Origin of the sequence: Kingella potus, assembly GCF_900451175.1 — a bacterium.
Taxonomy (GTDB): domain Bacteria; phylum Pseudomonadota; class Gammaproteobacteria; order Burkholderiales; family Neisseriaceae; genus Neisseria; species Neisseria potus.
The window spans coordinates 272,683-286,279 of record NZ_UGJJ01000002.1 but is presented as its reverse complement, the minus strand read 5'-3'; the positions used below and the strand labels follow the sequence as shown (position 1 = coordinate 286,279).

Here is a 13,597-nt window from a genome sequence, read left to right as displayed (position 1 = left end):
CCGTTTCCGAGCCGCCGCGCGAAACTCCGGCCGCATACGGCGTGATTTTGCCGCCGGCCGGTTTCGCTATACAATCCGCACCTCCCCCAACCTCCGCAACCAAACCAAAGGAAACAGCCATGTTCGGTTCCAAAATCTTAGAAGAAGTCTCATCCAGAATCAGCGAAACCATCGCCAACAGCCCCGCCAAAGACGTGGAAAAAAACGTCAAAGCCATGCTCGGCAGCGCGTTCGGTAAAATGGATCTGGTTACCCGCGAAGAATTCGACATCCAGCAGCAGGTGTTGGTCAAAACCCGCACCAAGCTGGCCGACCTGGAAGCGCGACTGGCCAAACTCGAAGCCGCCGCAGAAACACAGGAAAACAGCGCAGCCGTTTGACACGGCAAGCCGCAAAGAGGCCGTCTGAAAACCCGTTTCCGCCCTGCCGGAGCCGCGCTTTCAGACGGCCTCTTTGCAACCAATCCCGACGGAAAAACGCTATAATCGCGCCTTTTCATCCGACGGAATCAGCCGCCATGACCGCAAAAACCGCCGCCGTATTCTCCTTTTTCGCCGCCGCCGTACTGGCCGCCTGCTCCCCCGCAGAACAGCAAACCGCCGCCGCAGAGAGCGGCGCATCCGCCCCAGCGGCGGCAGAAGTAAAAAAAGTCGCCATCACCGCCATCGCCGACCATCCCGCCCTCGACACCATCCGCGCCGGCGTAATCGACGGCCTCAAAGCCGAAGGTTTTGAAGAAGGCAAAAACCTCGTTATCGACTTCCAAAGCGCACAGGGCAGCACCGCCAACGCCGCGCAGATTGCCAAAAAATTCGCCGGCGACAAGCCCGATGCCATCGTCGCCATCACCACCCCCAGCGCACAGGCCGCCGCAGCCGCCACCAAAACCGTCCCCGTCGTGTACACCGCCGTTACCGACCCCGTCGGCGCGAAACTCGTCGCCGGCCTTGCCCCGTCGGGCACCAACATCGTCGGCGTATCCGACGAGCTGCCCGTCGGCCCGCAAATCGATCTGATGAAAAAACTCGTACCCGGCCTGAAAACCATCGGCTATGTATACAGCCCCGGCGAAATCAATTCCGTTACCGTACTCAACCGCCTGAAAGAAAAAGCCGCCGCACAGGGCTTGCAGGTTGCCGAAGCTCCCGCCGCCCGCTCCGCCGACGTGCTGACCGCCGCCCGCAGCCTCAACGGCAAGGCCGATGTGATTTTCACCTCGCTCGACAACAACGTCGTTTCCGCCTACGAATCCATGTACAAAGCCTCCGTCGAAAGCAAAATCCCGCTGGTGGCCTCCGATGCCGACTCGGTAACGCGCGGCGCGGTGGCGGCCATGGGCATGGACTCTTTCGCCACAGGGCAGAAATCGGGCAAAATCACCGCCGCCATCCTCAAAGGCGGCAAACCCGGCGATATGCCGTCTGAAAAACTCGACCGCCTCGACCTCTACCTCAGCAGCAAACACGCAGCGGCCTTAGGCATCACCCTGACGCAGGACTTGCGGGATCAGGCGAAAGAAATCAAAGAGTAAGCCATTACAACCCGCTTTTCAGACGGCCTCTGCCGCCCGACAGCAGAGGCCGTCTGAAAACATTGCGGGCACACGAAAGAACCACGACACATGAGCCTCATCGCCTTCTTCGGCGGCATCGAAACCGGCCTGATCTACGCCCTCGTCGCCCTCGGCGTACTGATTTCGTTCAGCATCCTCGACTTCCCCGACCTCACCGCCGACAGCAGCTTTCCGCTGGGTGCGATTGTGTTCGCCGTGTCCGTCGGCGCGGGCGCAAACCCTTGGGCCGCCTGCCTGTATGCCCTTGCGGCGGGTGCGGCGGCGGGCGCGGCCACCGCCTTTTTACACGTCGGCCTCAAAATCCTGCCCCTGCTCGCCGGCATCCTCGCCATGGTTGCCCTCTACTCAATCAACCTGCGCATCGCCGGCGGCTCGCCCAACCTCCCCCTTATCGACACCCCGAGCGTCTTTTCCCCCTTCGTTGCCGCCGACTTTTCCAACCAATACTGGGTGCAGCCCCTCATTGCCGCAGGCTTCGTCCTTGCCGCCAAGCTGCTGCTCGACTGGTTTTTCAACACCCGCACCGGCCTGGCCGTCCGCGCCACCGGCGTAAACGCCCGTATGGCGCGTGCGCAGGGCGTGAACACCGGCGGCATGATCGTCCTCGGCATGGCTCTGTCCAACGCGCTCGTTGCCCTCGGCGGCGCACTCTTCGCCCAAACCAGCGGCAGCGCAGACATCACCAGCGGCATCGGCACCATCGTTATCGGCCTGGCCGCCGTCATCATCGGCCAAAACCTGCTTCCCTCCTCCCGCATCGTCTTCCTGACCCTGGCCGCCATTGCCGGCGCGGTGGTTTACCGCCTGCTCATCGCCTTCGCCCTGGGCAACGACGCGCTGCAAAGCCTCGGCGTACGCCCCACCGACCTTAACCTCATCACCGCCCTCCTCGTTGCCGCCGCCCTGCAAATTCCCGCCGTCAAAGGCCGTCTGAAAAGGAAAGCCGCGCCATGATGCAGGCAGAAAACCTCACCGTAACCTTCAACGCCGGCACCCCCGCCGCCAACAGCGTCCTGCGCGGCCTCAGCCTCAACATCGCCGAAGGCGAATTTATCACCGTCATCGGCAGCAACGGCGCAGGCAAATCCACCCTGCTCAACGCCGTCAGCGGCGACATCATGGTCGGCGGCGGCCGCATCCGCATCGGCGGCCGCGACGTAACCCGCCTGCCTGCGCACAAACGCGCCGGCCTTGTCGCCCGCGTTTTCCAAGACCCGCTCGCCGGCACCTGCGAAGCCCTCAGCATCGAAGAAAACATGGCACTGGCCTATTCGCGCGGCAGCAGGCGCGGCCTCGGCTTCGCACTCGACCGCCGCAGGCGCGAACTGTTCCGCGAAAAACTCGCCACCCTCAAACTCGGCCTCGAAAACCGCCTCGGCGACCGCATCGGCCTGCTCTCCGGCGGCCAGCGTCAGGCCGTCAGCCTCCTCATGGCCGCCCTGCGCCCCAGCAAAATCCTCCTGCTCGACGAACACACTGCCGCCCTCGATCCCAAAACCGCCGCCTTCGTACTCGAACTGACCGAAAAAACCATCGCCGAAAACCGCCTTACCGCCATGATGGTTACCCATTCCATGCGCCAGGCACTCGATTACGGCAGCCGCACCGTCATGCTCCACCGGGGCCGCGTCGTCCTCGATGTCGGCGGCGAAAAACGCGCCCGCATGGACGTACCCGACCTGCTCGCCCTGTTCGGGCAGAGCAGCGGCAGCGAAATCACCGACGACAGCCTGCTCTTGGACTGAACAGGCTGCAGACCGTAAGCCGCGCAGACGGCACACGTTTTGCCCCGTCCGCAAAAGCAGAACGGATATTTTTTATTTGCTCCGCCATGAACACAGAGGCCGTCTGAAAAATCAAACCTCGATTTTTCAGACGGCCTCTGCCCATTAAAGCAGGGTGTGCCGCCCTAAGGCGGCGCACGCGGTTTCCGAGATTCGCATGACGGTGCGGACAACGGAAAACAAGACCGCCCGCAACACCGCCTGCCGTTTTTCAGACGGCCTGTTTGCTGCGGCAGGAAACGCATGCGCCGCTGCACGACACACCCTGCACCTTATGCAGCAGCAGGACGGATATTGTTGATTTGGTTTGAAACACAGAGGCCGTCTGAAAACCCGTTTTAAGGTTTTCAGACGGCCTCCTGCCCTTGCGGACGCTTACGCGGCAATGGCCTCGCAGGCTTTGGCGCAGGCGGTGCAGGACTCGTAGCAGGCTTTGCATTCCGCGTGATGGCCGGCGTGTTCCTTGCAGGCGGCGGCACACTGCTTGCAGGCTTCGGCGCACACTTTTGCCAACGCGGGTGTCAGGCGCGAGCCTTGGGCAGCCAGGTTTTGCAGCGCGCCGCACAGGGCAAGCATCTGGTTGGCGGCGGCGGAGCAGTCTTTCATGCTCGTGTCGCCCGTGCCCAGCAGGGCAATGCAGTGGGCGAGGCATACCTGACCGGCCGCAACGCAGCGGGCAGCCGCGGCACGGGCGGCTTCGTAGGGATTGGCGGCAGCGGGCGCGGCATGGCTGCGGCCATGTCCGGAATGGTCGTGTGCTTTGGCCAGCGAAGCGGCGGCGGCAAGGGATACGGCGGCGGTGCTGCCGATAAATTGACGACGGTTCATTTCATGATCCTTGTTTGCTTGTGAAACGGTTGGAAAAAGCCTTTTGTTAAAAAAGGCCGATGTTTTGCATGGAAATATTAACATAGCGGCACACCGCCCGAAAGGGCGGCACGACCGCAGGCGTGGTTTCCACACGGCTTTTCCGGCGGCGGAAACACGTTTTCAGACGGCCTGCCCGTTTGCCATCGCCGCAGCGAAACGGCATAATCGCGGCCTTTATCCACACACCGCACATTATTCCATGTCCCAACCCAGCCCCGTTCCCGCCCGTTCGCGCGTGCGCAAAACCAATGCCGCCGCCTCTTTTGTCTGGATTGTGCCGCTGCTGGCCTTTCTTGTCGGCGGCTGGCTGCTGTTCGACCACATCCGCAACACCGGCCCGAAAATCACGCTGTACCTCGACAGCGCGGAAGGCATCGAAACCAACAACACCGTAGTACGCGTATTGAGCGTAAACGTCGGAAAAATCACCAACATCCGCCTGCGCGGCGACGGCAAGGGCGTGGAGCTGACCGCGCAGCTCAATGCCGACGTAAAAAACATGCTGAAAACCGACACCCAGTTTTGGGTGGTCAAGCCGCGCATCGACGGCAGCGGCATCTCCGGCCTCAACACCCTGGTTTCGGGTGCATACATCGCCTTTATCCCCGGCAAAGCGGAACAAAGCAAAGACACCTTCGAAGTGTCCGACATCCCGCCCGTGGCCGCGCTCGGCCAAGACGGCCTGCGGCTGAAACTCTCCGGCAGCAGCGGCAAAAAGCTCGACATCGGCGCGCCCGTGGTATACGAAAGCCTGAATGTCGGCCAAGTGGAAAGCGTGCGCTTCAACCCGCAAACCCGCCGCATCGACTACACCATCTTCATCGGCCACCCCAACGACACCCTCATCAATTCCGGCAGCCGCTTCTGGCTCGACAGCGGCATCCGCCTGCGCACCGACGGCGGCGGCTTCCAGCTCGACAGCGCACCCCTGGGCGCACTCATCTCCGGCGCGATTGCCTTCTCCTCCCCCGACAAAAACGCCGCTCCCGCCGCCGAAGGCCAGCAGTTCGAACTGTACGGCAGCCGTGCCGCCGCAGACAGCCTGCCGGACGAACGCGCCATCTACTACACCGCCTTTTTCAAACAGTCCGTACGCGGCCTCTCCTCCGGCTCGCCCGTAGAATACAAAGGCCTGCGCGTCGGCAGCGTTGCCGACGTACCCTATTTCGCCGCAGGCGACAGCCTCACACTATTTTCAGACGGCCGCATACCCGTGCGCCTGCGCATCGATCCGTACCTGATCGAGCGCAACGCCGACCGCCAAAGCCGCGAATACTGGCAAAATGCCTTTCAGACGGCCTTATCGCGCGGCCTCACCGCCGGCCTGGCCGCCGACAACCTCATCCTCGGCAGCAAAATGATCGAGCTCTCCGACACCCCCGCCGGCAGCACGCCGCCCGCACCGCAGGCCGAATATGCCGGCCTGCCCGTTATCGCCACCCGCGCCGGCGGCGGCCTCGACGATTTGCAGAGCCAGCTCTCCGCCCTGCTCGACAAACTGAACAAACTGCCTCTGGAAAAAACCGTGGGCGAGCTTAACGGCAGCCTGGCCGAGCTGAAACACACCCTCAAATCCGCCAACAGCCTGCTGGCCAAGCCGCAGACGCAGGCCGTGCCTGCCGAGCTGAACAAAACCCTGGCCGAGCTGCGCCAAACCCTGCACGGCGTATCGCCCGCCTCGCCCGTGTACCGCGACGTGCAGGACACCCTGCGCCGCATCGACCAAACCCTCGGCAGCGTGCAGCCCCTGCTCGACACCCTGAAAGAAAAACCCAATTCGCTGATTTTCAACCAAAACAGCAAAGACCCCGTTCCGAAAGGGCAGTAAGCGGGCAGCAGACAGGCCGTCTGAAAATCGTTTTTTCAGACGGCCTGTCTGCTGCAGCATGAAACGCGTGCGTCGCTGCGCGGCACACCCTACCCGTTACGCCGCTGGCGGTTGCTTTCTTATTTGGTTTAAAACACAGAGGCCGTCTGAAAAACAAAATCTGCTTTTTCAGACGGCCTCTGCCGCTAAGTAGGGTGTGTCGCCAAAGCGACGCACGCGCCGGCAGAGACTTGCACGGCGGTTTGGACAACGGAAATGAGGCCGTCTGAAAACACAGACACGGCGCGCCCAAAATGCCGTTTGTGCTTTTCAGCCCGTTTTCCCGCTTTGGCATGAAACGCGTGCGTCGCTGCGCGACACACCCTACCCGTTACGCCGCAGGCGGTTGTTTGTTATTGGCTTAGCAGCATAAAGGCCGTCTGAAAAACAAAATCTGCTTTTTCAGACGGCCTCTGCCGCTAAGTAGGGTGTGCCGCCCGAAGGCAACGCACGCGCCGGCAGATACTTGCACGGCTGTTGGGACAACGGAAATGAGGCCGTCTGAAAACACAGACACGGCGTGTCCGAAATACCGTTTGTGCTTTTCAGACCGTTTTCCCGCTGTGGCATGAAACGCGTGCGTCGCTGCGACACACCCTGCGCCTTATGCCGCTGGCGGTTGTTTGTTATTGGCTTAGCAGCATAAAGGCCGTCTGAAAAACAATATTGCGGATTTTCAGACGGCCTTTTCAGGCGGCCTTTTCGGTTAGAATGGCCGCTTTTACGCTCTGTGCCGAAGGGAGATGTCCGCAAATGGCCAAACTGGTTCAGAAGTATTTTTTGTTTGCCGCGCTGCTGCTGGCTCTGGCGGCGAGTTTCGCATACAGCCCGCCGTGGCTGCGGCTGTGCTACGGCCTGGCTTTGTTCCTGTTCGGTATGCAGAATATCGAAGAGGGGCTGCGCAATGCGGCGGGCGGGCGGCTCGAACGCTGGATGCGTACTTCCACTTCCACCCCGCTCAAAGGCGTGCTGTTCGGTACGGGGGCGACGCTGGTCTTGCAGTCGAGTACGCTGGTCGCGCTGCTGGCGATGGCGTTTTTAAGCTCGGGCATGATTTCGCTCGCGGGCGGCATTGCGATTATCTTGGGCACGAATCTGGGGGCGACGGGCGGCGTGTGGCTGCTGGCGGCGGCGGGGCAGAATATCAGTCTCTCGCCGGCCGCACTGCCGATGATGGTGTTCGGCATCCTGATGGGCTTTTTCGGCGAACGCAACCGCGCGTTCGGGCGGGTGCTGGTGGGGGTTGCGCTGATTTTTCTCGGCGTGGACGAAATCAAAAACGGCTTCCACGCTTTCGGCGCGGGCATTGATTTTTCCGGTACGCAAATCGGCGGGATGGGCGAAGTGCTGCTGTTTTTTGCCGTCGGCTTCCTGCTGACCGTGGTATTGCAGTCGTCGCACGCCACGCTGCTGCTGGCTCTGGCCGCCTTGTCGGGCGGGCAGCTTACCCTGATGCAGGGCTTTGCCGTAGCGGTGGGTTCGTGCGTGGGCACCAGCGTTTCCACCGCCCTGGTCGGTATGCTCGGCAGCGAGCGCGGCGGGCAGCGGCTGGCCGTGGCGCACGTGCTGTTCAACGTGGTAACGGCGGCTTTGTCGCTGGCCGCATGGTGGCCGCTGACGCATTTTGCCGCCGCGTTCGGACAATGGCTGGGACTGAACGAGCTGATGCAGCTTGCCCTGTTCCACACGCTGTTCAACCTGCTGGGCATCGCCGTGTTCTGGAAGCTGCAAAACCGGCTGGCGGCGGAATTGTGCCGCCGTCTGCCCGACAAAGCCGCCGAAGCGCAAACCGCCGCATCGCCGCAGTATCTCAATGCCAATATGCTCCTGTCGGCCGAAACCGCGCTGATGGCCTTGAGCCGCGAAATACGCCATCTCGACAAAGCGGGTACGGAAGTGATGTGCCACGCGCTGTTTGTGCCGCCGCAGCTTCTGTACGATGCCGCCGCCGACAGCAGAAACCTGCCCGCGCCCGTGCCGCCGCTGGATTTGGATGTGCCGCAGCTTTACGAGCGGCAGATCAAGCCGCTGTTCAGCGCGATCCTCGATTTCACCGGCAGGCTGGATCTTTCCGACAACCCGCATCAGGAGCAGCTCACGCGCGACCACACCGCCGCCTGGCGCATCGTCGAAACGGTGAAGGAAAGCCAGCACTTGCAGAAAAATATGCAGCAGTATCTGCAAGATAAAAATTCGCCTGCCGCCGCCGACTACCTGCGTCTGCGCCGCCACGTTTTCCAAACCCTGCTGCTCTTCCGCCGCACCGACGAGCTGCCCGCCGGCGGGGAACGTTCGGCCCTGCTGGAAAAGCTGTACGCCCACACCGACACGCTGGAAACCTTCCGCGCCCGCGTGATGGTGAAGCTGCGCAACAAAGAGCTGAACGGCTGGCAGGCCTCCTCGCTGCTCAACGACATCAACTACGCCCGCCGCATCGGCTTGGGCGTGGCCGAAATCCTGCAATCGCGCACACCGGAAAACACGGAAGCGGAGGAAGGCGCGGCGGCTTAGGCTTGGCACGGAGATTCGGAAACAGAGAAAAGGCCGTCTGAAAGCCGCAATGCCGTTTTCAGACGGCCTGTTGTCCGGATGGCAAAAACGCGCGCATGGCTTCGCCGCACACCCTGCGGACAAACCGTGCTGCGTTTGCTTTTTTCAGCAACGGAAAACTTTTTTCCCGCCATCATTTGCCGTCGGATTCAAAGGTAGGGTGTGTCGCCCCAAGGCGACGCACGCGCTCCCATCGTAGCAAACAGGCCGTCTGAAAACCGCAAAACGGCAGACACAGCAACGCCGTGTTTTCAGGCTCCATCGCCCACACCGCCATGCGGTATCCGCAACCGCCGAAACCGCATGCGCTGCTGCACGGCACACCCTGCCCAACGGCAGAGGCCGTCTGAAAATACAGTTTCAGACGGCCTCGTATTTTGCATTTGCAGCAAACTAAATTCTGCCCGCCGGCTGCATAACAGTAGGGTGTGTCGCCCCAAGGCGACGCACGCGCTCCCATCGTAGCAAACAGGCCGTCTGAAAATACAGTTTCAGACGACCCCGCTCCCGGCCTCTGCCTGCGCCCTGCGCCGTTTTTGTGCCGCCTGCGGCGGGAGCAGACAGGGAATGTTGCGTTCGGACAGGGCGGACTGCCATTGCTTGGTCATGTCTTCGAGGCCGTCTGAAACGGGGGCGGCCTGCAAAAGCTGGACGATTGCGCCGCCTTTGGCCGCCGCCGCCAGTGCGGCGGTTTGGCGCAGGATGCCCCGGTCGGGTACGGTGTGGGCGCGGATGCCGATCAGAAGCTGCACGGGCTGCGCTGCCAGCTCCGCCAGCAGCGCAGCCACCGCATCGCGTCCTGCGGCCGTGCCTTTGTCGAGCCACTGCCGCGCGGCCGCGCTGCGGTACCAGTTTTTGTCCGGCCAATCGGTTTCCAGCATCACCGCCCACTGCGCCGCACCGTCGGCGGCAGGCCGGGGCGGCAAAACGGGCACGGCTTCGCGCTGCGTGTCGGCATCGGTAATCCGCGTCTGCCAGCGGCGGATGATGTTTTGGTAATACGGTTTGTCCAGCGGCAGGCCGCAGGCGGCGCGGCGTACCAGCAGCTTGCAGGCCGCCCATGCCGTCAGACGCGGCAGGATGCCGTAGCAGAAAATGCAGCCGACCAAGAGCCACGCCCATGCCTGCGCATCGGCGGCATTGCCGTTCAGACGGCCTTGCAGCACGGCGGCGGCATCGGGTGCGGGGAAGCCGAGTGCGGCAGGGAATTTTGCCAGCGCGGACACGGTGCCGACCAAGGCCGTGCCGTCGAGCAGGGTGCTTTCCCAATTGAAGGTGTACTGGCGCACGGAGAGCAGCAGCAGAATGCAGACCAGCATTCCGGAAAGGGTGGCGAGCCAAAGGCTGTGGGAAGCCGCTCCGACGATCCAGCGGGTTTGCGGCCTGCGCCATTCTTCGGCGGACAGATGCAGCAGGGCTTGTCCGACGGCTCCGCGCCCGCGCAGCCAGCCCGACGGACAGGAAACGGGCAGCGTGCCTTGGCGGCGCAAAACAACCACGGCGGCCAGCCAAACCAGCAGCATCACGGTGTTTGCGCCCAATACGCCGGCGAGGATGAGGAAGAAGTTGAGCCCTTTTTCGTCCATCAGGGCGTAGGTGGCGGAAAAGGCGGCGGAAAAAAGCAGGGTGGCGGCCGTGAGCCACAGCCAGAACACGCCGCTGCGGCTGCGTTGCAGCGCGTCGGCAAGGCGGCCGTTGCTGTCGATTAGGGCGGCGCGGCGCAGCAGGCGTTGTTCCGCGCCGCCCTCTTCGTGCCGCAGGGCTTCGGTAACGGCTTCGGGGTCGGCGGAAAAAATATAGCCGTCTTCTTCGAGCAGGCGGACGAGTTCGGTAAGGCGGCGGGCTTGGTCGGGCAGCATATTCGGGGGAATGGATGGATATTGGGGTGGGAGTATGGAGAGGCCGTCTGAAAAAATTAAAGATGCCGTCTGAAAAGACGCGGATTCTAGCATATCTTTTCAGACGGCCTTTGCTTGGAAAAAGCCCGACGGAAAGGCCGTCTGAAACACGACTGTTCCGAATAAATATCAGCCGAATACGGCTCAAATCGCCATTCCGACCAGCCAAAACAAAAGCAGCCACACCAATACCGGCAGCGCGGATGCCACCGACAATTTCCGCCGCCGCCAGTCTTGCGCCAGCCGCCGGTATGTCTCACCAGCTGAAACAAATTCCGCAACCATCGAAAGCAGCAGCTCGATGACTAAGTTCATTTCACAAACCCAAGTCGCGCCACATGGCATCGACTTTGGCCACAGTGGCGGCATCGCGCTCGATGACGCGCCCCCATTCGCGGTCGGTTTCGCCCGGCCATTTGTTGGTGGCGTCCAAGCCCATTTTGCCGCCGAGTCCGCTCACAGGGCTGGCGAAGTCCAAATAGTCAATCGGCGTGTTTTCCACCAATACCGTATCGCGCACGGGATCCATGCGCGTGGTAACCGCCCAAATCACTTCTTTCCAGTCGCGGCAGTCCACATCGTCGTCCACCACGATGATGAATTTGGTGTACATAAACTGGCGCAGGAACGACCAGCAGCCCATCATCACGCGCTTGGCGTGGCCGGCATATTGTTTTTTGATGCTGACCACGGCCATGCGGTAGGAACAGCCTTCGGGCGGCAGGTAGAAATCGGTGATTTCGGGAAACTGTTTTTGCAGCAGCGGCACGAATACTTCGTTTAAGGCCACGCCCAGCACGGCCGGTTCGTCGGGGGGTTTGCCGGTGTAGGTGCTGTGGTAAATCGGGTTTTCGCGCATGGTGATGCGCTCGACGGTAAACACGGGGAAATAATCCTGCTCGTTGTAATAGCCTGTGTGGTCGCCATAGGGGCCTTCGAGCGCGGTTTCATTGGGATGAATCACGCCTTCGAGCACGATTTCGGCGCGGGCCGGCACTTGCAAACCGCTGCCGATGCATTTCACCAATTCGGTGCGCGAGCCGCGCAGGAGGCCGGCAAACTGGTATTCGCTCAAGGTGTCGGGCACGGGCGTAACCGCGCCCAAAATCGTGGCGGGGTCGCAGCCGAGCACCACGGCAACGGGATACGGTGTGTCGGGATGCAGCTTTTTGTGCGCCTGAAAATCGAGTGCGCCGCCGCGATGGGCGAGCCAGCGCATGATGAGCTTGTTTTTGCTTAATAATTGTTGGCGGTAGATGCCGAGATTCTGGCGTTTTTTGTGCGGCCCGCGCGTTACGGTCAAGCCCCATGTTACCAGCGGCGCCACGTCTTCCGGCCAGCAGTGCTGAATCGGCAGGCGCGTTAAATCTACGTCGCCGCCCTCCCATACGATTTCTTGGCAGGGCGCTTTTTTCACCACGTTCGGCGCCATGCTCCAAATGTCTTTCAAGAGCGGCAGTTTGGAAAATGCGTCTTTGATGCCTTTGGGCGGCTCGGGTTCTTTCAGATAGGCCAGCGTTTGGCCGATTTCGCGCAGTTTGGCGACGCTGTCCGCGCCCATGCCCATCGCCACGCGTTCGGGCGTGCCGAACAGGTTGGCCAGCACGGGAAAATCATAACAGCCGCCGTCGGGCTTGACGGGGTGTTCGAACAGCAGCGCCGGCCCTTGCGCGCGCAAAACGCGGTCGGCAATTTCGGTCATTTCCAAATGCGGGGAAACGGGGGCGGCGATGCGTTTCAGACGGCCTGTCTGTTCCAATTGGGCGGTAAAGTCGCGCAGATCTCGGTATTTCATATTCGGCTTTCCTTATGCGTTCGGACAGTTTGCCTTACGGGAAACAAGATACATCCGCCCGTAATGCGGACGGGAGCAAACAGCCGTTGCAGGTTTGAAAATCGCTGTTGCTTTTCGGGACGGCGGCAGCGCGGTGCTTCGGCGGCGACAGGACGGAAAGCGGGCGCAGCCCCGCAGGCCTTGCCTTTTGCCGCCATTTGGCTCCGCACTTATTGCCTGCGGCTTTTCCGAGGCCGTCTGAAATCCGCATTGGGTGTTTTTCAGACGGCCTCAAAGACGGTGCCGGACAATATTACCTGAGAAAATAAAGAAGATGTCATGCGGCCAAACGCAGACGGCAGCACTGCAAGGGGCGGCAAAGCCGTATTGTTTCATTTTCTGCAGCCGTAAAAACAGCCGGCAATGATCACATTGCCGGCAATTGCGGTTTGCCGAATTATCGGAATGCGCGGATGATGGCAGCCGTGCCGCCAATCAGGCCGACCGCACCGGCAGCAGTACCCATGCCCTGACGGATGCTGTCGTGTCTGTTGGCACGTTTTTCGCGTTCGAGTGCCAGCTCTTCGGATACGTTGGCACGCTGGCGGCGGTGCTGTTCGAGCTGGGCGCGGCTGATCTGCGCGGATTTGCGGTTGCGTCCGGCATTGATGGCGGCATTGTCATCGCCGATGGCGTAATCGCCCACGGATTGTCCGGGAGTGGTACAGGCGGAAAGTGCCAATACGATCATCAGGGGAATGGCCAGTGCTTTCATAATCAAACTCCTATTCGTAATGTGTTCTGTATTGCGCGGCTTAGCGCAGGATGTAGACGCGGCGGCCTCTGTTGGCGCGGTTGACGGCTTCGGCGGCGTTCATCATTTCTTCGCGGTCTTCGGCGCGGCGTTCGGCGCGTTCGGCGCGTTCGGCGCGGTTGACCGCATCGGCATCACGCTCGAGCTCGGCTTCGGAACGGCTGCTGACAAACGGCTGGCTGCCGACACATGCGCTGAGCGAAACGGCGGCGGCAAAAGCCAATAATACGGACTTCAACATAGAATTTCCTTTATCTGGAATGACGGGAAAAGCAAAATTTCTGTTTACGGAATTTAACTAACCCGCCGACTCAAGTCAAGTGTTTCTTCCGCAAAAACATATCTTTTCCGCCTTTTCAGACGGCCTGCGGCACCTGCCGGCACATGCCGCTAGCAAAACTTTACACAACCAAGTATGATGGCAGCTTTTCTTATTTCCAAGCCGCCCTGATGCGGGCCGTTTTTCA

12 protein-coding genes are annotated in these 13,597 nt (G+C 61.3%); 6 read left to right on the top strand and 6 right to left on the bottom strand.

The window, feature by feature from the left end; genetic code table 11:
• The first annotated feature begins 119 nt into the window (after window positions 1-119).
• The 4 genes from DYE40_RS07875 (at window position 120) to DYE40_RS07860 (ending at window position 3,318) form a co-directional block, all read left to right on the top strand.
• Window positions 120-380 carry an accessory factor UbiK family protein gene (locus tag DYE40_RS07875; protein WP_115308573.1) on the top strand — a complete coding sequence of 87 codons (261 nt, stop codon included), beginning with the start codon at window positions 120-122 and terminating at the stop codon, window positions 378-380.
• Between the two features lie 137 nt (window positions 381-517).
• A complete protein-coding gene (locus DYE40_RS07870; protein ID WP_115308572.1) occupies window positions 518-1,531 on the top strand; it encodes an ABC transporter substrate-binding protein in 1,014 nt (337 codons plus the stop codon).
• Between the two features lie 90 nt (window positions 1,532-1,621).
• Complete coding sequence (locus DYE40_RS07865) at window positions 1,622-2,527, top strand: ABC transporter permease (RefSeq protein ID WP_115308571.1); 906 nt, start codon at window positions 1,622-1,624, stop codon at window positions 2,525-2,527.
• Window positions 2,524-3,318, top strand: coding sequence for an ABC transporter ATP-binding protein (locus tag DYE40_RS07860; RefSeq protein WP_115308570.1), 795 nt, complete (start codon window positions 2,524-2,526; stop codon window positions 3,316-3,318). The genes DYE40_RS07865 and DYE40_RS07860 overlap by 4 nt, the downstream gene beginning before the upstream one ends.
• Before the next feature lie 414 nt (window positions 3,319-3,732).
• Here DYE40_RS07860 and DYE40_RS07855 read toward each other — a convergent pair whose 3' ends face one another.
• A complete protein-coding gene (locus DYE40_RS07855; RefSeq protein ID WP_115308569.1) occupies window positions 3,733-4,185 on the bottom strand; it encodes a four-helix bundle copper-binding protein in 453 nt (150 codons plus the stop codon).
• A gap of 241 nt (window positions 4,186-4,426) precedes the next feature.
• Between DYE40_RS07855 and pqiB the strand changes: the two genes are divergently transcribed.
• A complete protein-coding gene (pqiB, locus tag DYE40_RS07850) occupies window positions 4,427-6,055 on the top strand; it encodes an intermembrane transport protein PqiB (RefSeq protein ID WP_115308568.1) in 1,629 nt (542 codons plus the stop codon).
• Between the two features lie 792 nt (window positions 6,056-6,847).
• Entirely contained in the window at window positions 6,848-8,605 is a 1,758-nt protein-coding gene (locus tag DYE40_RS07845) for a Na/Pi cotransporter family protein (protein WP_115308567.1), read from the top strand.
• Between the two features lie 530 nt (window positions 8,606-9,135).
• Here DYE40_RS07845 and DYE40_RS07840 read toward each other — a convergent pair.
• The 5 genes from DYE40_RS07840 to DYE40_RS07825 all read right to left on the bottom strand — a co-directional run bounded on the left by DYE40_RS07840 (window position 9,136) and on the right by DYE40_RS07825 (window position 13,371).
• Entirely contained in the window at window positions 9,136-10,503 is a 1,368-nt protein-coding gene (locus DYE40_RS07840; protein ID WP_115308566.1) for a DUF2868 domain-containing protein, read from the bottom strand.
• Between the two features lie 183 nt (window positions 10,504-10,686).
• The gene (locus tag DYE40_RS12625; protein WP_172461239.1) at window positions 10,687-10,857 is read right to left on the bottom strand and encodes a hypothetical protein; all 171 of its coding nucleotides are present in this window, start codon (window positions 10,855-10,857) and stop codon (window positions 10,687-10,689) included.
• Window position 10,858: 1 nt separating this feature from the next.
• Complete coding sequence (gene ubiD / locus DYE40_RS07835) at window positions 10,859-12,337, bottom strand: 4-hydroxy-3-polyprenylbenzoate decarboxylase (RefSeq protein ID WP_115308565.1); 1,479 nt, start codon at window positions 12,335-12,337, stop codon at window positions 10,859-10,861.
• Between the two features lie 436 nt (window positions 12,338-12,773).
• Window positions 12,774-13,091, bottom strand: coding sequence for an NGK_0946 family protein (locus tag DYE40_RS07830; protein ID WP_115308564.1), 318 nt, complete (start codon window positions 13,089-13,091; stop codon window positions 12,774-12,776).
• A gap of 40 nt (window positions 13,092-13,131) precedes the next feature.
• Complete coding sequence (locus DYE40_RS07825) at window positions 13,132-13,371, bottom strand: hypothetical protein (protein WP_115308563.1); 240 nt, start codon at window positions 13,369-13,371, stop codon at window positions 13,132-13,134.
• Window positions 13,372-13,597 lie beyond the last annotated feature (226 nt).